Source organism: Salinispora sp. CH2A1_6 (assembly GCF_056820975.1).
The window spans coordinates 1,172,522-1,190,656 of the sequence record NZ_JBXEDG010000003.1 but is presented as its reverse complement, the minus strand read 5'-3'; the positions used below and the strand labels follow the sequence as shown (position 1 = coordinate 1,190,656).

Genomic DNA, 18,135 nt, shown 5'->3' with positions numbered 1-18,135 from the left:
AGCGGCGGCCGGTCGTCCCGGTGCGGGACGACCGACCGCGTGGGCAGTGCCGCCGGTCAGGCGACGCCCAGGTACGCCTCCTTGACCGATGGGTCGTGCAGCAGGTCCTGGCCGGATCCCTCCTTCACGATCCGGCCGGTCTCCAACACGTACCCCCGGTGTGCCCGGGAGAGCGCCTGCTGGGCGTTCTGCTCCACCAGGAGGACCGTGGTGCCCTGCTGGTTGATCTCCACGATGATGTCGAAGATCTGTTGAATGATCATCGGGGCGAGCCCCATCGACGGCTCATCCAACAGCAGCAGCTTCGGCCGGGCCATCAAGGCCCGCCCGACCGCGAGCATCTGCTGTTCGCCGCCGGAGAGCGTTCCCCCCAGCTGACGACGCCGCTCCGCCAGCCGCGGAAACAGCTCGAACACCCGCTTCAGGTCAGCGGCGATCCCCGCACTGTCCCGACGGGTGTACGCCCCCATGTCGAGGTTGTCCAGGACCGTCATACCCGGGAAGATGCCCCGCCCCTCGGGCGACTGGCAGATGCCCCGCCGTACCCGCAGGTCGGCTCGGAGGTTGGTGATGTCCTCCCCGTTGAACCGGATCGCTCCCCGGCTCACCGGACGGAGTCCGGAGATGGCCCGCATGGTGGTGGTCTTACCCGCGCCGTTCGCGCCGATGAGGGCTACCACCTCGCCCTCGTTCACGTGCAGGCTGATCCCGTGCAGCGCCTCGATCCGGCCGTACCGGAGGGTCAGATCGTCAATCTCAAGCAGCATCTGCGGGCTCCCCCAGGTACGCCGCGATCACCTTCGGGTCGTCCCGCACCTCGGCGGGCGCCCCCTCGGCGATCTTCTTTCCGAACTCCAGCACCACGATCCGGTCGGTGACCCCCATGACGAGGCGCATGTCGTGCTCGATGAGCAGCACCGTGAAACCGCGATCCCGGATCTTGCGGATCAGTTCGAGGAGTTCCTCCTTCTCCGCCGGGTTGAAGCCGGCGGCCGGCTCGTCCAGGCAGAGCAACTTCGGCTCGGTGGCCAGCGCCCGCGCGATCTCCAGCCGGCGCTGGTAGCCGTACGGAAGGTTACGAGCCAGGTCGTTGGCGCGGTCGTCAATGCCGACGAAGCGCAGCAGTTCGTACGCCTTACGCTCGCCGGCACGCTCCTCGAGCGTGTGCCGCGAAATGCCGAACACCTGCGCCGAGGAGCGGCGAACCTGCTGCCAGAACCGCACCAGCGCATTGGTCGAATCGACCGTGGGCAACTCCTCCGGCTTCGGCTTGACCCGGTACAGCCGAAACAGCGCACCAACCACACTGGTGCGGTGCTGGGAGTCCGCACCCACCAGCACGTTCTCCAGCGCGGTCATCTCCGGGAAGAGCCGGATGTTCTGGAACGTCCGGGCGATTCCCATCTGGTTGATCCGGTGCGGCTTCCGTCCGCTGACCTGCTGTCCGTCGAACCGAACCGCGCCGGAGGTCGGCCGGTAGACCCCGGTCATCGCGTTGAAGCAGGTGGTCTTGCCGGCCCCGTTCGGACCGATGAGCCCGAGGATCTCGCCCTTGTGGAGGTTGAAGCTCAGATTGTCCAGCGCCACCACGCCGCCAAAGCGGAGCGTGACCCCGGCCACCTCAAGCAGCACCTCGGGCTTGGCGGCGTCCTCGGGTGATGTCTTCTGCTTAGGCAACATTTACCGGAGCCTCCTTCGCCCTGTCCTGCAGCTCGCGCGTTCGTCGCCGACTCGGCAACAGACCCTGCGGGCGCAGCAGCATGATGAGCACCAATGCTAGGCCGAAGGCGAGGACCCGGTACTCCGAGAAGTCGCGGAACCGCTCCGGCAGGTACGCGAGCAGGAAGGCGCCGACCGCCACTCCCGCCATGTTGCCGGAGCCACCGACCACCACCATCGCGACGAACAGAATGGAGAGCTGGACGTTGAAGGTCTCGGGCTGGATGAAGGCCGACCGGCTGGCGAAGAGCAGCCCGGAGAAGCCACCCAGGGCGGCACCGATGGCGAACGCCCAGAGCTTGAACTTGAACGGGTAGACGCCCATCACCGCGGCGGCGTCCTCGTCCTCCCGAATAGCCAGCCACGACCGCCCCACCCGGCTGTGCTCCAGCCGCCGGACCAGCAGGACCATCAGCAGCACCACGCTCAACGCCAGCCAGTACCAGGGCTTGATGTCGAGCAGTCCGAAGATCTTGTTGTCGGGCGACGGCGGACCTTCCGGGCCGGGAATGCCGGGCACGCCCTGCGCCTCGCCGGCCCACCCCGAGTTCTTCGCGACGATCCGAATGATCTCACCGAAGCCCAGCGTCACGATGGCCAGGTAGTCACCCCGAAGCCGCAGCGTCGGCCAGCCAAGCAGGACGCCCGCGACCAACGAGAAGGCCAACGCGATCGGGATACAGATCGCCCACGCGATCGCCCAGTCCGAGGAGAGGCCGAACTGCTCCTGCAACGCCCCCACAACCGGCGACTCGGCCGACCCGAACAGCGCCACGCTGTAGGCGCCCACCGCGTAGAAGCCGACGTAGCCGAGGTCGAGCAGACCAGCCAGCCCGATCACGACGTTGAGCCCGATGGCCACCAGGACGTACAGGGCGCAGACGAAGAGGACCCCAGCCCAGTTGGCGCCGCCGTCGATGGAGTCGGTCCGGAACCAGTCCAGCCCCGGAATGATCAGGTTCGTCCCCGGGATGTCGCCGAGGAACGGCAGGTAGTAGAGGAAGGCAACGCCCGCGAGCAGGGTCAGCCAACGCTGCCAACGAGGTAGTGCCCGCCACCGGTCACCCATACCCCCCAGAACGTGTCGACGCCGCTCGTTGAATTGTCGTAGTGCCTCTGTCATGCCCTCGCCTTTCCGAGAGACTCACCAAGCAGGCCGGTCGGGCGGAAGATCAGCACCACCACGAGCACCACGAAGGCAGCCACATCCTCCCAGGTGGATCGGGTCAACGTCGCCGCGTACACCTCGATGACCCCGAGTAGTAGGCCACCGAGCAGCGCGCCGCGGAGGTTACCGATACCACCGAGCACCGCCGCGGTGAACGCCTTCAGCCCGACCACGAAGCCGATGTCGAACTTGGTGATCCCGTACCGCATGTTCCACAACAGGGCCGCGGCGCCCGCCATCAGACCACCCAGGACGAAGACCAGCATGATCACTCGGTCCTGGTGCACCCCCATCAGCGCGGCGGTGTCTGGGCTCTGTGCCACGGCCCGCACCCCGCGGCCGTACCGCGTCCGGTTGATGAACTGGTCCAACCCGTAGAGCATCACGAGGGCGGAAACCACCATGATGATCTGTACGTTGGTGATGTCCGCGCCCGCCACCGAGAGCACTGTCTCCTGCTTCAGCAGCGGCGGAATCCCGATCACGAGTCGGTTCTCGGTGAATCCGCGCCCCGAGAAGAACCCCGCCATCCACAGCGCGAAGATCTCCACCAGGACGAGCGAGAGCCCGATGGCGGTGATCAGGAAGATCAGCGGCGGCGCGTTCATCCGGCGTAGTCGCCGGTAGGCGACCCGTTCGACGGTGAGCGCGGTGGCACCCGAGGCCAGCGCACCGACCACCAGACCGATGAGCAGGTAGACGATCGCCATCCCGATCGGCGGGTTGTCGGCCACCCCGAGCAGCGACCAGGTACCGAGGATCGCGAAGGTACCCACCATGAAGATCTCAGAGTGCGCGAAGTTGATCAGACGGAGCACACCGTAGACGAGCGTGTACCCCAAGGCGACGAGGGCATAGATCGCCCCCTTGGACAAGCCGTCAACAGTGTGCTGGGCTAGGTCGCCGAATAAGGCATCGAAATTCACGGGTTTCTCCCCTTTGGCACCGTTACGCGGCCGGGGCAAGCCCCGGCCGCGTAACGGTCATCCTGGCTCAGCTGAGCTTGATCTCCTGCTGGGCCGTGATCTCACCGCCCTTGATCTCGTAGGCCCAGATCACCACCCGGGACTCGTCCACGTCACCGCCGTCGGCGAACTTGAGGGACTTCGAGACTCCCTCCTTGTCATAGGAGTCGACCCACGCCAGCAGGTCCGCACGCGTGGTGTTGCCCTCGGCCAGGCCCTCGATCAACACATTCGCGGCGTCGAAACCCTCGGCACCGTAGGAACCCGGAGGCCCGCCGTACTCCGCCTCGAAGTCGGCCGCGAAGGTGCCACCGGCCTTGTCCGGCGGCAGGCACGGGCAGGTCACGATCACACCCTCGGCACTGGCCCCCGCGCCCTTCGGGAAGGACGGATCGTAGAGACCGTCGAAGCCGAGGAAAGGCGTCGTGATGCCGGCCTCCCGCAGCTGCTTCACCAGCGGAGCCGCCTCGTTCGTGTAGCCGCCGTAGGCGATCGCGTCCGGCGCGGCAGCCTTGATCTTCGAAATGGTGGCGGCGAAGTTGACCTGCTTCTCCTGCACCTGGTCGGCGCCGCCCGCCAACGCACCGAGGGACTTGGTCAGCTCGTCGGTGATGCCGGCACCGTAGGTGGTGCCGTCATTGATCACGAAGACCTTCTTGGCCTGCACGACATCCCGCAGGTAGACGGCGGCGGCAGCCCCCTGGACGGCGTCGTTACCGACCACCCGGTGGAACACCTCGTTACCGCCCGCGGTCAACTCGATCGCAGTCGCCGAAGGGCTGACCATCACCATTCCGGCCGCCTCGTAGACCGCCATCGTCGCCTTGCTCTCACCGGAGAACGCGCCACCGATGACGCCCAGGAAGGACTCGTCCCCGGTGACCTGGTTCGCGACCGGCGTGGCCTGGGTCGGATCGCCCTGGGTGTCGAACTCCTGCAGGTCCACCTTGCAGTCCGGGTTCGCCTCGTTGTGCTGCTTCACCGCAAGCAGTGCGCCGTCGCGCGACGGAATCACCAGACCCGAGTTCGGGCCGCTGAAGGCACCGAAGATGGCGATCTTGCCACCGCAGTCACTGCTGCCGCCGGCGTTCTCCTCCTCCGCCTGACAGCCCGCAGCGCCAATGAGGGCCGCCGACAACCCTATGGCGCCGAGCGCCCGTACGTACTTACGCCTCACGGCTATAGACCTCCTCCAGTTGCAGGAGCCCGAGCACACCCCGAGGCAGGCACCGCACCAGTACGGCAGCCTCCCCACCTCGATGTGAGCCCGCACACCCGCTACGGCTCGTGATGGCGGAGCGTACTGGGTCGATAAACGGTCCCGGAAGGCCTCGAGGCCACGCTTGTCAAACCGTTACGAATACAAAGGCCGATACGACCCGAACCCGTAACATCCCTCACCGCTGGCCCGAGGCCACGAGCGCACCGGCGATGACCAGCGCAGCCGGCCACCGCCAGCAACGCCGGCGGCAATCGAATTCGGCGGCGAGTAAGATCAACTTTGGCGTCGGGTCATGCCGGGGTGCACCCCGGGCGCACGAGGCCCCGGCGGCGCCGACCCGGGCCGCCGCGACCCTCGGGAGAAGAAGCAGAAGCGGGACCAGACCTACTGGGCCGGACGGGGCACCTCGCCCCCGGCGGTCTCCTGAAGGATCCGCTCGGCGACCTCTTTCATGGTCATCCGGTGGTCCATCGCGGTGCGCTGGATCCACTTGAAGGCTTGTGGTTCGGTCATCCCGTATGTGGTCATCAGCGCACCCTTGGCCCGCTCGATGACCTTGCGGATCTCCAACCGGTCAGTGAGGCCAGCAACCTCCGCCTCCAGGGCGGCGACCTCCGAGTAGCGCGACAACGCGATCTCTACCGCTGGGACCAGGTCGCTCTTCTGGAAGGGCTTGACCAGGTACGCCATCGCGCCGGCCGCCCGCGCCCGCTCCACCAAGTCCCGCTGACTGAAGGCGGTCAGGATGATGACCGGAGCGATCCGCTCGCCAGCAATCCGCTCGGCAGCGGCCAGTCCGTCCATAATGGGCATCTTGATGTCGAGGATGACCAGATCCGGCTTCAGCTCGTTGGCGAGCCGAACGGCCGTCTCACCATCGCCGGCTTCTCCGACGACCTCGTAGCCTTCCTCGACGAGCATCTCGGCGAGATCCAGCCGGATGAGCGCCTCGTCCTCGGCGATCAGTACTCGCCTGCGCTCGGCGTCCGTCTGCGTCTCGGCCACGAGCAACTCCCACTAGTCCGTACCGACACCCGACCGGGTGCCGCGCCCCTTAGCCTAGTGGGTACTCTATAGGCCGACACCGAGGCTGTCGGCAGCACTGTCCCCGTATTCCAACCGGTAGAGAAACGGAGCTCAAACCTCCGACAGTGTGGGTTCGAATCCCACCGGGGACACCAACATCGTCGCGCGGGTGGCGGTCGGCACATCGCGAGCGACGTAACGCTGCGGGCCACGGCCCCAGCGGGAAGCGCAGCGGCGGCCGCCCGGCCCGCCCGCTCCGCAGCAGCGCGAAGGGCCCTCGGCCGGCGAGTTGCCGGCCGCCGCACCAGTCCACCGACGGGCGTGCCGCTCGCCCGGCACCTCGACCACCGCAACCGTCGCCGCTGATACCGCTTCCGCATCTCGGCTACCGGCGGGCGACCGGGTGCTGAGCCGCAGCACCGGCTCGAGGGGCACCGCGCGGCCTCGGAAGGCAAGCGCGACCTCGAAGGGACACCGTGGGGGCTCGGAAGGGATGTCCGAAGGCTCCTCGATGGCCGGCGGAGTCGTCTCGGCCGATCCGTTCGGCTTCGGCGTCCGGAGACCATCACGACGAGAACCTTTGAATATTTGGCTATAAAGTAGCTCTTCCTCCGAACCAGATGCGCTGTCTCCACGTTGAAACTCGCTAAAATTCGAGGAAGGATGCCACCATGTCCTCTTCCCCGAATCCGGTTCAGCCCTATGCGAGCCTCGATGACACCGACCGCGCGATCCTGGCGGAGCTGGTCGCAGACGGCCGCCTCCCGAACAACGCCCTCGCCGAGCGGGTCGGGGTGGCGCCGTCAACCTGCCTCGCACGAACCAGGGCGCTACGCGGATGCGGGGCGATCCGCGGCTTCCACGCCGAGGTGGATCCGGCGGCGGTGGGCCTGCCGGTACAGGCGCTGATCTCCGTACGACTCTCCGCCCACGACCGGGCCGTGGTGGACGCCTTCCGCGCCCGATCAGTCCGCCTACCGGGGATGGTGGCGGTGTTCCACGTGGCCGGTGCGGACGACTACGTGCTGCACGTCCGGGCAGCGTCGGCGGACGCACTGCGGGACTTCGTACTCGACCACCTGGCAGTCGATCCGGCGGTGCAGCACACCCAGACCAGCCTGATCTTCGAGCAGGCCCGGGGCCTGGGGTAGGACGGATCACCGTCTCGGTGACGCCCCGAAACAGGATCTTCACGTCCGTGTCACGCCGGAGACGCGGACCGCGCCTAGTTTTGGTTCCGGTGGTGGTTGGCACTCCCGGTCGGGACGGGTCGGGAGCTGCCAAGTTGTGACGCACCGGGCCGGGGTCGACGGATTCCGCGAAGCCGGTCCGGTGCCTCACGCTCGCGCCGACGAGCGCTAGCGAACCAACCCAGAGTCGGCCACCGCCTCCTCCCGGGACGGTTCGGTGGCACGCTCACCTCGAGGCGGCTCGCTGGCACGCTCATCCCGGGCCGGCGTGGCACCGCGGACACCGGCGACGACGGTCCGGGCACGCCGGGCGCGCAGCAAGGCCCGGAGCGCGAACGCGACCGCGACACCCCAGGCGAGCGCCAGCAGGGCATACCCCACCGGCCGCACACCCCCATCAAGATCGAGAGCGCGCATCAGCGTACGAGCGTTGGTCAGCACGATCACCCCGCCGACCACCGCGCCGAGCAGTTGGGCCGGGACAAGGCGCACCAGCCAGGCGGCCACCGGCGCCGCGATCAGACCACCGGCCAGTAGCGCGAGCACCATCGGCAGCAGAAAGCCCTCGGAGCCGAGCCCGATCAGGAAGCCGACGCTGGCCGCACCGGCGACAAGGAACTCGGCGGTGTCCACCGACCCGATCACCCTGCGGGGTTCCAGTCGTCCAGTGACCAGCAGCGCGGGGGTCGCCACCGGCCCCCAACCCCCGCCACCGGTCGCGTCAACGAAACCGGCGACCAGCCCCAGGGGACCGAGGAAGCGGCCGCGCAGTCGACCGGCCCGTCGTTCGGTGCGCAGCGGTCGGGCGAAACGCACCAACAGGTACGCGCCGAGGGTGAACAAAATCGCCGCCATCCAGGGCGCGGCGGCAGCGGTGGAGAGAGCGGACAGGAAGGTCGCTCCGGCGAACGCGCCGAGGGCACCGGGCACGGCGATCCGCCCAACGACACGCCAGTCGACGTTGCCGAACCGCCAGTGCGCCACACCCGCCGCGAGCGTGGTGCCCACCTCAGCAAGGTGCACCGAAGCCGAGGCCGCGGCCGGCGCGACACCGGCGAGCAGGAGCAGCGTCGAGGAGGTCAACCCGTAGGCCATCCCGAGGGCGCCGTCAACGAGCTGCGCCGCCAACCCGACGAGTGCGAGGACCAACAGCTTACGCACCACGCCTCCCTAGTTTTCGGATATCTCCTATCGACTTGGTCGACAATGCGGGATGAGTGGGGCCTGGGTCAACCTTGTTCAAGGGCGAGTTTCGGCTCAGGTCGGGCCTGGGTGAGGTCGGACGCGGCTCAGGTCCAGGCGCGCGGCTCAGGTCCAGGCGCGCGGCTCAGGTCCAGGCGCGCGGGTCGGCGACCAACTCGGTAACCCGCGCCGGCAGGGCACCGTCGGCGACATCCGCCACGGTGACCAGCTCAAGGATCTGGCGTTCGCTTGCCCGCAGGGCGATCCACACATCCTGCAGGGCCCGCGCGGCACCGTGGTAACCGAGCTGCTCCGGCCGCTGCCCACGGACATGGGCCAGCGGACCGTCGATCACCCGAATCACCTCGGCGAGGGAGATCTCGGCAGCCGGCCGTGCCAGCCAGTAGCCCCCTTCCGGGCCCCGCTGAGCTCGCACCACACCGCCGCGACGCAGCTGCAACAGGATGCTCTCCAGGAACTTCGGCGGGATTTCCTGGGCTCGGGCGATCTGGTCGGCTGTGACGAATCGCCCTCGGCCGGTCGAGGCACCACCGGTCACCGCGGCGAGCTCGGCGACCGCGCGGAGGGCATAGTCAACCCGGGCGGAGAGACGCATGGCAGACAGGCTAGCCGGCTCGTCCGTCAACGGCCCGATCGTCCCTCGGATCTATCCGGCTCTGGGCAGCGAACACATGGTGCGACGATCACCCACCAACAGCGCAGGACCTCCACCTTCGAGCGGCTCCGAATGCGTACAAGCTGGAGCCGCCGTGCCCCGTGACACGGCGGCTCCAGAGCTGAGAGGCCCAGGGCCGATGGCGCGGTTAACCGCGATCAGACCTGTAGGCCAGCAAGGTCAGACCTTCGAACTCAACGGGTTCGACGACGTTACTGAGGGGCTCGAAGGAGCTGTTGAGCACGCTGATACCGCTCGCCCGCCGAATCAACACCTTGTCGTCGACGGTGAACAGGATGCTTCGGATTTCTCCCTCGCCCGGCAGCGGCACCGTCGCGCCCGTGGTGGTGTCGACCACACCAAAGCTGCGATCTTGGCGGGACGGGTCGGTGCCGTGCCAGCCCACCGCAACATACCGGCCATCCATCGATATACTTCGAACGGTCCAGCCATCCCACCGCTTCGCCTCAGCGGCAGGCGGGGTGTAGTCATACTTCCGCACTTGCGTCCCATTTGTTACATACGGGGTGCCATCCTGCTCCGCGGCCAGCCATGTTCCATCGGCGGACCAGCCTTGCACGCTATCCGCCCGAGGGCTGTCGGCCACCGGCTCCTTGCTTGCCACATCGAGGAGCACAAACTGCCGATCCGCAAGCCGCACTCCCAGCAGGTCATCGCCCTTCCACAGCAACGGCCGGGAGCCAAGGCAGTTGACATCGCCCAGCACGCTGACCATCTCCGGCGCATCCCCCGCCACCCCCAGCGGACCCACCAGCAGTTCTCCACTATGGCGATTCGCGTCGCTGCCCTTGACAAAGGCCACCCACTTACCATTCGGGGAGATGGTGAGCGTGTTCCTGGGGCACGGGTCATCGTCCGAGAGCGGGAAGCGGGCCACCACGTTGTTGGCCTCGCCCCGTACGGCATGGACAGCGGCATCGTCGCCAAGACCCAGGTAGTAACGGGTGCCAGGCAACCCTGTTGGCTCAACTGGCGTCGACGACGGAGTCGGGGACGGGTCGGCCGGCGGCGATGGGGGAACGATGACCGAAGGAGAGTCGGCTGGCACCGACACCGGACCATCGCCACGGGGAATCACCGCAAAGGCCGTACCAGTGGCGGCAAATAGCGTGAGGACAGCAGCGGACGTGACGATCACACGTCGGATAGCGAGCCGACGGGAGGTACGCAAGACCTGGTCACATAGGTCAACGGCGTTGACCTCTTCCGCCAGATCGGCGAGGTCGAGCCGGAGGCGGTCGTCTTTCATCGGGCGCTTCCTTCCAGGGCGTACAGTTCGGCGAGCTCGGGTGCGACAGTGCGTAACTTGGCCAAGGCCTTGGATGTCTGGCTCTTGACGGTGCCGACAGTGACGCCGAGCAGGCCGGCGGTCTCCACTTCGGTACAGTCCTCGAAGAAGCGCAGCACCAGCACCGCCCGCTGCTTCGCCGAGAGCTGAGCCAGTGCGTTGCGCAACGTGAGCCGCAAGACGGCCTGGTCCGCGGCGTCCGAATGCGGCTTGCTGTCGCCTCGCTCGGGCATCTCACCCGGCATCGACTCGCCTACACGTCGACGTCGCCACCACGAAACCTGCTGGTGGTACATGATCTTCCGCGTGTAGGCTTCGGCGTTCCCGCTGTCGTGCAGCCGTTTCCACGATTGGTGCGTCCGAGCGAGGGCCGACTGGACAAGATCCTCAGCGAGGTGCTGGTCACCGGTCAGCAGGTAAGCCGACCGCAGTAGCGCAGGCGTCCGGTTCCGGACGAACGATTCGAACTCTTTCAGCAAAGGGTCCACACGAGCCGATCCTTGGGTGAGGGTGTCCGTCGACATTTTTTACGCCCCTCTAGACGCCCAACCCCAGCACTTTGGTTGCCGCACCGCCAAAATCTCCGGGGAACTCCACGCAGTCGACGAATGACCTGGATCAACAAGCTTGCCCGAGGCGGCGATCCTGGCGCACTCTGCTCCCAACGCCGTGAGCCGGCACCCATCTTCGGGTACCGGCTCACGGGGGGCGATGACGTTGTCGTGTCGATGCTGCCGGAAGAACTTCGCCCGGATCCCCTCGACACCGATCACGCGTTGGCCGTCAGGCGCCAACTCTGCGCAGCAAGCCCTCCTGCACCGCGCTGGCGATCTGCCGGCCGTCCCGGGTGAACATCCGCCCGGCCGCCAACCCCCGTGCGCCCGACGCCGACGGGCTCCAGCAGTCGTAGAGGAACCACTCGTCGGCGCGGAACGGCCGGTGGAACCAGAGGGCGTGATCGAGACTTGCGCCCACCACCCCGCCGGGCCCCCAGACCTCGCCATGCACCGACAACACCGAGTCCAGCAGGGTGAGGTCGGAGGCGTACGTCAGAGCGCAGGCGTGCAGCAGCGGATCATCCGGGAGTTCGCCGTCGATCCGCATCCACACCCGCTGGTTCGGCTCGGCCGGACGGTCGCCCGGGCGCACCCAGCCGGGCTCGCCGACGTAGCGGACGTCGATCGGCCGGGGGATCAGCGCCCAGATCCCCAGCCGTTCCGGGTAGCGGGCGAGCCGGTCACTCATCGTCGGGATCTCGTCCGGGCCGGGCACGTCCGGCGGGGCGGGCGCGTGGTGGTCCAGCCCTTCCTCCTGACGCTGGAAGGACGCCGACATGAAGAAGATCGGTTTGTCGTGCTGCAGCGCCACTGACCGGCGGACGGAGAAGGAACGACCGTCCCGGACACACTCGACCTGGTAGTCGATGGGCACGCTTGGATCGCCCGGCCGCACGAAGTAGCCATGCAGGGAGTGCACGGAGCGCTCCGGATCCACCGTCCGCCCGGCGGCGACCAGTGCCTGACCGGCGACCTGCCCCCCGTAGACCCGCTGCGGGCCGACCTGCGGGCTCATCCCCCGGAAGGCTCGCTCGCCGGTCGAGCTGAGGTCCAGCACCTCCAGCAGTTGATCGACGGCGGCCTGACCGACCACCGCACCGGACTCGCTCACCGGGCCTCCAGTCGCGACCACGAGGATCGCGAGCTCGGCTCGCTCCGAACGCTCACTGGAGCGCCCGGGCCGCAGCGAGGTCGACCAGCGACCCGAGTTGGTGCACGCGCAGGGTGTTGGTCGAGCCGGGCGTTCCGGGCGGGCTACCGGCGACGATCACCACGTAGTCGCCGGGGTTGGCCCGACCGAGGCCGAGCAGCGCCTCGTCAACCTGCCGAAACATGGCGTCGGTGTGCTCGACGAAGGGCATCAGGAACGTCTGCACCCCCCAGGAGAGGGCGAGCTGGTTGCGCACCTCCGGCACCGGAGTGAACGCGAGCAGCGGCAGGTCGCAGTGCAGCCGGGAGAGTCGCCGGACGGTGTCGCCGGTCTGCGAGAACGCCACCAGAGCCTTGGCGTCGATCGCCCGGGCGATCGACGATGCGGCGATGGTGAGCGCGCCGCCGTGGGTGCGCGGATCGTGCTGGAGCCGCGGCACCCCGATCGAGCCCGCCTCCGTCGTCGCCACGATCTTTGCCATGGTGCTGACGGTGAGCACCGGGTACTTCCCGACGCTGGTCTCGCCGGAGAGCATCACCGCGTCCGCGCCATCGAGCACGGCGTTGGCCACATCCGAGGCCTCGGCACGGGTGGGCCGGGAGTTCTCAATCATGGAGTCGAGCATCTGGGTGGCGACGATGACCGGCTTGGCGTTCTCCCGGCAGAGCTGCACTGCGCGCTTCTGCACCAGGGGCACCTGGTCCAGCGGCATCTCCACACCGAGGTCACCACGGGCCACCATGATCCCGTCGAAGGCCAGGACGATCGCCCCGAGCTGATCCACCGCCTCCGGCTTCTCCACCTTGGCCAGCACCGGCCGGTGCACACCCTCCTCGGCCATGATGGCGTGGACCAGCTTGATGTCGTCGGCGGAGCGGACGAAGGAGAGCGCCACCAGGTCGGCACCGAGGCCGAGGGCGAACCGCAGGTCCTCGGTGTCTTTCTCCGAGAGCGCGGGGACGCTGACCTTAACGTTCGGCAGCGACACACCCTTGTTGTTGGAGACCGGTCCGCCCTCGGTGACCAGGCAACGGATGTCGTTGCCGGTGACGTCGGTGACCTCGACCGCGACCCGGCCGTCGTCAATCAGCAGCCGGTCGCCGGGCTTCACCTCCTCGGGAAGTTTCCGGTAGGTGCAGGCGACCCGGTCCCGGGTCCCGAGAATGTCATCACTGGTGATGACCACCGAGTCACCGGTACGCCACTCGTGCGGGCCGTCGGCGAACCGACCGAGCCTGATCTTGGGACCCTGGAGATCGGCGAGAACCGCGACCGGCCTCCCCGCCGCCTCGGCCGCCTCCCGAACCAGCCGGCAAACCGCCTCGTGATCGGCGTGGCTGCCGTGGCTGAAGTTGAGCCTCGCCACATCCATTCCGGCCTCAACAAGGCCACGAATGCGCTCCGGCGAGGAGACGGCGGGGCCAAGTGTGCAAACGATCTTTGCGCGGCGTGTCACGCCCATCAGGCTAATCTCTCCTCCGGGCCGGTCCGGGGGCCGACCCCTGTCGCAATGCGAACACGTTCTCCGACGTTGCGCGGCTGCACGGCCGGCAGTGGATAACCGCCGGGAACGTCGTGGGGGGGCGGGCGTCGGCGACCGCGCGCCCCGAGATCGTACCGCCCGCGGTCAGCCCGGCAGAAAGGCATGGGTGAACAGCACAGAGACATTCCACTCGGTCGCTGGTTTTCCCGTGCCCCCCCGCTACGACCAGGGACGCGCACGCCTCGGGAGGCCGACGCAGCTCGGCACGGGCCCGGGGAGACAAACCGGACCAGCCGGCACAACCCGGTGGGGCGGATCGACTCGTCACGCAGCGCCTGGCGGATCACCGTGTAGGTGGTCCCGTCCAGCGCCAGCCCGAGGTGGCCGACCAGCCGCAGCGGACACCGGGACTGGATCAGTACGTTCTTCGCCCCGTCAGCCAGCGCGGCATTGCCCACCGGCCGCACCAACTCGTCCTGCCACGTACGGATCGTGGTGTAGCTGACCGAGCCGGGGGTGTCGTCACCCGCGTTGAGATCGGCGAGGAAGTCCGAGCCGATCGTCATCTGCTGACAGGCCACGACACCCGCGCAGTTGCCGAGCCCGAGGAAGGCGACGATATTGGCCACGTACGTCCCGTACTGCGGGCTGCCGAGGCTGACGTATCGGCCGACGGCTTCGGTACCACCGAGCCGCTTCAGGTAGTAGCGGGCCACCAAGCCCCCCTCGGAGTGCCCCACCAGGTCCACCCGGGCGGCACCGGTGGTGGCGCGAACCTGGTCAACGTACTCGGCGAAGGCGCGGGCCGAGGTCGGGATGTCGCCGAAGCCCAGCCCCGGCAGTTCGTAGACAAAGGGACGGAAGCCGTCGGCGTCCAGACGCGCGGCGAGCGGCTTGTACGCGAAGGCGAAGCCGCTCAACCCGCCAACGATGATCACGGGGTTGTCGGCTGCCTCAGCCGGGCCGGCTGCGGCGGCACCGGAACCGCTCGCCGGGGCATGGTGGGTGGACGTTTGCTCCGCCGCCGTCCCGGCGGACGCCGCACTGGCGGCGCCCTCCGGGACGGCGGGTGCCGCGCTGGCGGCGACACCGGGGACGGTGAGCGTGGCGCCGAGCACGAACGCGAGCACGACGGCGGTCTTTCGAAGCAGCATGGCTGCACCTCCGTGAGGGTGGTGGTGGGTGCGGTGCGAGTCCGATCGACCGGTGCGAACGATGATGCGGGCCTGAATTCTCATTCGTCAATGCCTAGCTACCTCCCGGTAACCTGTTGTTCCATCAACGGCACACTCCGGCCACCCAGACAAAGGCCTCATAGGGGTGAGCAACCCACGGAGCCACCGCACCACGGCGAAGACACAGCCCCTCCCGGGGAGAGTTCCTATACCTAGAGATGTAGTAGAAGTGCTAACTTCCGGAGTATGACTACAGTCGAACGGCCGGAGGCTGTCGCGGCCCCCCGAAATCCCGACGACCAGTTGGTCCTCGACGTTCGAGACCTACGAATGCGCTACGGCGCCGTGGACGTGCTGAACGGCGTTGACCTCACCGCCCAGCGAGGCGAGGTGATCGCACTGCTCGGGCCGAACGGTGCCGGCAAGACGACCACCATCGAGATCCTTGAGGGATTCCGGCTGCCCTCAGCCGGGTCGGTCCGGGTCCTCGGCGTTGATCCCGCCCACGGCGACGAGCGGTGGCGCGCCCAGATCGGCGTGGTGCTCCAGTCCTGGCGTGACCACGGCCGGTGGCGGGTCCGGGACCTCCTCTCCCACCTCGGCGACTACTACGCGCCGTACGCGACCGACCAGATCCAACGCCCCTGGCCGGTGGACGACCTGCTGGCGGCCGTCGGGCTGACCGCACATGCCAGCACTCGGGTGTCCCGGCTCTCCGGCGGGCAACGGCGGCGGCTCGACGTGGCGGTCGGCATCGTGGGCCGGCCAGAGCTGCTCTTCCTGGACGAGCCGACAGTCGGCCTCGACCCAGCGGCCCGACGCGAGTTCCACGAACTCGTGCACCGCCTGGCCGACCTGGACCACACCACCATCCTGCTGACCACCCACGACCTGGCCGAGGCGGAGAAGCTCGCCGACCTGATCGTCATCCTGGCCAACGGCCGGATCATCGCCCAGGGCTCACCGGACCAGCTCTCCCGCCGGCTGACCACCGATGCGGAGATCCGCTGGACCTGCGACGGCCACCGTCACGTACACGCCACCATGGACGCCACCGGGTTCCTGCGCGACCTGCTCCGCGACCACGGCGACGGGGTACAGGAACTGGAGGTACGCCGCGCCAACCTGGAGGACGCGTACCTGGCCCTGGTGCACGAGGAGGAGACCGGAATCCGTACCGGCTGGGCCGAACGGGTGTGGCAGCAGCAGGAGGAGGCCCGATGAGCCCGAAGACCACCGCACTCCGGGCCGGCCTGCGACGCGGGATGATCGAGTTGCGCAGCACCTTCACCAACGGCCAGGACCTGTGGAACTACTTCTTCCCCACGGCGGTGCTGCTGGTCGCCGTCTTCTTCATGCGCGGGGCGACCGTACCCGGCACCGACTTCTCCCTCGGCGCGCGGACACTGCCCAGCGCGCTCGGCATGGGCCTACTCTTCGGCGGGCTGCTCGGGCTGGCCCAGCATCTCGTCGTGGACCGGGAGGACGGCACCCTGCTGCGGGCCAAGGCCATCCCGAACGGGATGCTCGGCTACCTGGTCGGCAAACTGCTGCTGGTCTCCTCGGTCGCGATGATCGGCCTGGTCATCCAACTGACCCCCGGGATGTTCTTCCTGGACGGGCTCCGGCTGGGCGACCCCGGTGCCTGGCTCACTCTGGCCTGGGCGGTGCCGCTCGGGCTGGTGGCGACGCTCCCGCTGGGCGCGATGATCGGCTCCCTGATCGAGAACCCGCGCAACATGGGGCTGATAGTGCTGCCGGTGATGGGACTCATCGGCATCTCCGGCATCTTCTACCCGATCACCGGCCTACCCGACTGGCTCCAGGGCGCCGCCCAGGTCTTCCCGCTCTACTGGCTAGGCTTGGGCATGCGCTCCGCGCTGCTTCCGGCTGACCTGGCGGCGGTCGAGATCGGCGGGTCCTGGCGCCATCTGGAGATGGTTGCCGTCCTCGGGGCGTGGGCGGTGCTCGGTCTCGTGCTGGCGCCGGTGCTGCTGCGACGGATGGCCCGCCGGGAGTCCGGCTCGCGGGTCACGGCCCGACGGGAGCAGGCCATGCGGCGGGTCGGATGAGAGGGCATTGATGAGCGAGACCGTGCACAACCGAATCGCGGTGCTGCGCGCCGAACGGGGCATCTCCCGGCGGCAGCTCGCCGACGCGCTCGGAGTGCACTACCAGACCATCGGCTACCTGGAGCGGGGGGAGTTTCGGCCCAGCCTGCACCTGGCGCTGCGGATCGCCGCCTACTTCGAGGTGCCGGTCGAGGTGGTCTTCTCGATCGAACCGTTTCCCCGCATCGGTGATGCCACTGTCGGAAACCGCCGTTCCGCGTGAACCAGGGGCAGCGGCCAGCACCGCCGGCGTCGGTACCTGCCCCCACGGCCGGCCGGCAGTCCACCCAGGGACTGCCGACCGGCAAGCGGTTTCAGCCGGTGACGGCGTTCAGCGCCGGCAGGTAGCCGTCGCGGTAGCCCTCGTCGTTGGGGTGGTACGCCTCGATGATCCCGGTGACGTCGTTGATCCAGGGCTCGTCGCCGCAGACGCCATGGCCGGCGAAGTAGGAACGGGGGTCGGCGAAGGTGGCACCGGCCGCGGCGGCGCGGCCGGCGGTGATGCTGTTGAGGAGGTCAGCGGCCTCGTTGAGCTGCTGCCGCTTGGTGCTGCTCATCCCGAACAGGCCACACCAGCCGGTCTCGAAGAGTCGCGGGTAGCCGAGCACGATCAGCTGGGCGTTCGGCGCCCGGTCCCGGATCGCCGCGTAGGTGGCGTCCAGCCGGCCGGGCAGGGTGGCCTGGGCGAAGTCCCGCGCCTCGTCGATGGCCTCCGAGCAGGACGAGGTGCTGCCGAACCGACAGGTGAGCATCACGCTGGCGAAGCCGGTGTCATTACCACCGATGGTGACCGTCACCATCGTGGTGCTGGCGCTGAGCGAGTCGACCTGGCTGTTGATGACGTCGGCGGTGACCGCGCCACCACAGGCCGGGAACTGGAAGCTGGTCACCGCATTCGCCGCAGCCCAGCGCGGGGCGTAGGACTTCTGACTGCGCAGGCAGATGGACCCGTCATACGGACCGGCGCCGACGCCGCTGGAGTACGAGTCGCCGAGCGCGACGTAGTTGATGGTCGCGGCCTGCGCGGCGCTGGGAACCAGCACTGCGCCGACGACGGCGACGCAGAGGGCGACCAGCGCCGCCAGGGCGCGGGCGGGTGCACGGGGTGGCATGTGGACCTCCACAGGGCCGGGGGTGGTGGAGCCCAGAGACCGCGCGCGTGGCCAGGGTAGAGCTTGTTACTAGCCGGTAATGCTACCGAA

At 68.2% G+C, this 18,135-nt stretch carries 17 protein-coding genes, 1 tRNA gene and 1 pseudogene; 5 read left to right on the top strand and 14 right to left on the bottom strand.

Translation table 11 applies throughout. The features are described from left to right. Positions 1-56: 56 nt before the first annotated feature. The 6 genes from AC1UKG_RS10495 to AC1UKG_RS10470 all read right to left on the bottom strand — a co-directional run bounded on the left by AC1UKG_RS10495 (position 57) and on the right by AC1UKG_RS10470 (position 6,079). Positions 57-767, bottom strand: a complete 711-nt coding sequence (locus AC1UKG_RS10495) for an ABC transporter ATP-binding protein (protein WP_018742760.1) — start codon at positions 765-767, stop codon at positions 57-59. Continuing rightward, positions 757-1,680 carry an ABC transporter ATP-binding protein gene (locus tag AC1UKG_RS10490; protein ID WP_018742761.1) on the bottom strand — a complete coding sequence of 308 codons (924 nt, stop codon included), beginning with the start codon at positions 1,678-1,680 and terminating at the stop codon, positions 757-759. Before AC1UKG_RS10490 ends, AC1UKG_RS10495 begins: the two co-directional genes overlap by 11 nt. Continuing rightward, positions 1,670-2,842 (bottom strand): ABC transporter permease subunit, encoded by a 1,173-nt coding sequence (locus AC1UKG_RS10485; RefSeq protein ID WP_033662587.1) that lies wholly within the window; start codon positions 2,840-2,842, stop codon positions 1,670-1,672. Before AC1UKG_RS10485 ends, AC1UKG_RS10490 begins: the two co-directional genes overlap by 11 nt. Then, positions 2,839-3,813, bottom strand: a complete 975-nt coding sequence (locus AC1UKG_RS10480) for a branched-chain amino acid ABC transporter permease (RefSeq protein WP_018223328.1) — start codon at positions 3,811-3,813, stop codon at positions 2,839-2,841. Before AC1UKG_RS10480 ends, AC1UKG_RS10485 begins: the two co-directional genes overlap by 4 nt. Before the next feature lie 67 nt (positions 3,814-3,880). Next, complete coding sequence (locus tag AC1UKG_RS10475; protein WP_026271220.1) at positions 3,881-5,029, bottom strand: branched-chain amino acid ABC transporter substrate-binding protein; 1,149 nt, start codon at positions 5,027-5,029, stop codon at positions 3,881-3,883. A 429-nt stretch (positions 5,030-5,458) separates the two neighbouring features. Further along, the gene (locus AC1UKG_RS10470; RefSeq protein ID WP_018742765.1) at positions 5,459-6,079 is read right to left on the bottom strand and encodes a response regulator; all 621 of its coding nucleotides are present in this window, start codon (positions 6,077-6,079) and stop codon (positions 5,459-5,461) included. A gap of 99 nt (positions 6,080-6,178) precedes the next feature. Here AC1UKG_RS10470 and AC1UKG_RS10465 point away from each other — a divergent pair. Together AC1UKG_RS10465 and AC1UKG_RS10460 are read left to right on the top strand one after the other, a co-directional pair. Continuing rightward, a tRNA-Leu gene (locus AC1UKG_RS10465) sits at positions 6,179-6,255 on the top strand. Positions 6,256-6,771: 516 nt separating this feature from the next. Then, the gene (locus AC1UKG_RS10460; protein WP_018742766.1) at positions 6,772-7,251 is read left to right on the top strand and encodes an Lrp/AsnC family transcriptional regulator; all 480 of its coding nucleotides are present in this window, start codon (positions 6,772-6,774) and stop codon (positions 7,249-7,251) included. Positions 7,252-7,458: 207 nt separating this feature from the next. On the opposite strand, the gene AC1UKG_RS10455 is transcribed toward AC1UKG_RS10460, so the two are convergent. The 7 genes and pseudogenes from AC1UKG_RS10455 to AC1UKG_RS10425 form a co-directional block, all read right to left on the bottom strand. Further along, positions 7,459-8,451 (bottom strand): sulfite exporter TauE/SafE family protein, encoded by a 993-nt coding sequence (locus AC1UKG_RS10455; protein ID WP_026325146.1) that lies wholly within the window; start codon positions 8,449-8,451, stop codon positions 7,459-7,461. A gap of 166 nt (positions 8,452-8,617) precedes the next feature. Continuing rightward, positions 8,618-9,088 carry an RrF2 family transcriptional regulator gene (locus tag AC1UKG_RS10450; protein WP_018742768.1) on the bottom strand — a complete coding sequence of 157 codons (471 nt, stop codon included), beginning with the start codon at positions 9,086-9,088 and terminating at the stop codon, positions 8,618-8,620. A gap of 208 nt (positions 9,089-9,296) precedes the next feature. Then, positions 9,297-10,418: a hypothetical protein gene (locus AC1UKG_RS10445; RefSeq protein ID WP_482642689.1), complete on the bottom strand. Its 1,122-nt coding sequence runs from the start codon at positions 10,416-10,418 to the stop codon at positions 9,297-9,299. Beyond that, positions 10,415-10,945 (bottom strand): SigE family RNA polymerase sigma factor, encoded by a 531-nt coding sequence (locus AC1UKG_RS10440; RefSeq protein ID WP_018742770.1) that lies wholly within the window; start codon positions 10,943-10,945, stop codon positions 10,415-10,417. Before AC1UKG_RS10440 ends, AC1UKG_RS10445 begins: the two co-directional genes overlap by 4 nt. Positions 10,946-11,240: 295 nt before the next feature. Then, positions 11,241-12,125, bottom strand: coding sequence for an acyl-CoA thioesterase (locus AC1UKG_RS10435; RefSeq protein ID WP_026271221.1), 885 nt, complete (start codon positions 12,123-12,125; stop codon positions 11,241-11,243). Between the two features lie 52 nt (positions 12,126-12,177). Next, positions 12,178-13,626 carry a pyruvate kinase gene (gene pyk / locus AC1UKG_RS10430; RefSeq protein ID WP_026271222.1) on the bottom strand — a complete coding sequence of 483 codons (1,449 nt, stop codon included), beginning with the start codon at positions 13,624-13,626 and terminating at the stop codon, positions 12,178-12,180. A gap of 329 nt (positions 13,627-13,955) precedes the next feature. Then, positions 13,956-14,801: pseudogene (locus AC1UKG_RS10425) on the bottom strand (esterase/lipase family protein); the annotation flags it as partial. Positions 14,802-15,068: 267 nt separating this feature from the next. Between AC1UKG_RS10425 and AC1UKG_RS10420 the strand changes: the two are divergent. From AC1UKG_RS10420 to AC1UKG_RS10410, 3 genes are read left to right on the top strand one after another with little or no spacing between them, the layout of a single operon-like run. Further along, complete coding sequence (locus AC1UKG_RS10420) at positions 15,069-16,046, top strand: ABC transporter ATP-binding protein (RefSeq protein ID WP_482642688.1); 978 nt, start codon at positions 15,069-15,071, stop codon at positions 16,044-16,046. Continuing rightward, positions 16,043-16,894 carry an ABC transporter permease gene (locus AC1UKG_RS10415; RefSeq protein WP_029123051.1) on the top strand — a complete coding sequence of 284 codons (852 nt, stop codon included), beginning with the start codon at positions 16,043-16,045 and terminating at the stop codon, positions 16,892-16,894. The genes AC1UKG_RS10420 and AC1UKG_RS10415 overlap by 4 nt, the downstream gene beginning before the upstream one ends. 10 nt (positions 16,895-16,904) lie before the next feature. Beyond that, positions 16,905-17,156, top strand: a complete 252-nt coding sequence (locus AC1UKG_RS10410) for a helix-turn-helix transcriptional regulator (protein ID WP_018742776.1) — start codon at positions 16,905-16,907, stop codon at positions 17,154-17,156. 91 nt (positions 17,157-17,247) lie between these two features. Here the strand turns inward: AC1UKG_RS10410 and AC1UKG_RS10405 are convergent, their stop codons facing one another. After that, positions 17,248-18,045, bottom strand: coding sequence for an SGNH/GDSL hydrolase family protein (locus AC1UKG_RS10405; RefSeq protein WP_018813674.1), 798 nt, complete (start codon positions 18,043-18,045; stop codon positions 17,248-17,250). Positions 18,046-18,135 lie beyond the last annotated feature (90 nt).

Bases quoted from the DNA above. Each gene is read 5' to 3' on its own strand.
- AC1UKG_RS10415 (WP_029123051.1), top strand. From the start codon at position 16,043: ATGAGCCCGAAGACCACCGCACTCCGGGCCGGCCTGCGACGCGGGATG.
- AC1UKG_RS10420 (WP_482642688.1), top strand. From the start codon at position 15,069: ATGACTACAGTCGAACGGCCGGAGGCTGTCGCGGCCCCCCGAAATCCC.
- AC1UKG_RS10495 (WP_018742760.1), bottom strand. From the start codon at position 767: ATGCTGCTTGAGATTGACGATCTGACCCTCCGGTACGGCCGGATCGAG.
- AC1UKG_RS10450 (WP_018742768.1), bottom strand. From the start codon at position 9,088: ATGCGTCTCTCCGCCCGGGTTGACTATGCCCTCCGCGCGGTCGCCGAG.
- AC1UKG_RS10460 (WP_018742766.1), top strand. From the start codon at position 6,772: ATGTCCTCTTCCCCGAATCCGGTTCAGCCCTATGCGAGCCTCGATGAC.
- pyk (WP_026271222.1), bottom strand. From the start codon at position 13,626: ATGGGCGTGACACGCCGCGCAAAGATCGTTTGCACACTTGGCCCCGCC.
- AC1UKG_RS10485 (WP_033662587.1), bottom strand. From the start codon at position 2,842: ATGACAGAGGCACTACGACAATTCAACGAGCGGCGTCGACACGTTCTG.
- AC1UKG_RS10490 (WP_018742761.1), bottom strand. From the start codon at position 1,680: ATGTTGCCTAAGCAGAAGACATCACCCGAGGACGCCGCCAAGCCCGAG.
- AC1UKG_RS10405 (WP_018813674.1), bottom strand. From the start codon at position 18,045: ATGCCACCCCGTGCACCCGCCCGCGCCCTGGCGGCGCTGGTCGCCCTC.
- AC1UKG_RS10445 (WP_482642689.1), bottom strand. From the start codon at position 10,418: ATGAAAGACGACCGCCTCCGGCTCGACCTCGCCGATCTGGCGGAAGAG.
- AC1UKG_RS10410 (WP_018742776.1), top strand. From the start codon at position 16,905: ATGAGCGAGACCGTGCACAACCGAATCGCGGTGCTGCGCGCCGAACGG.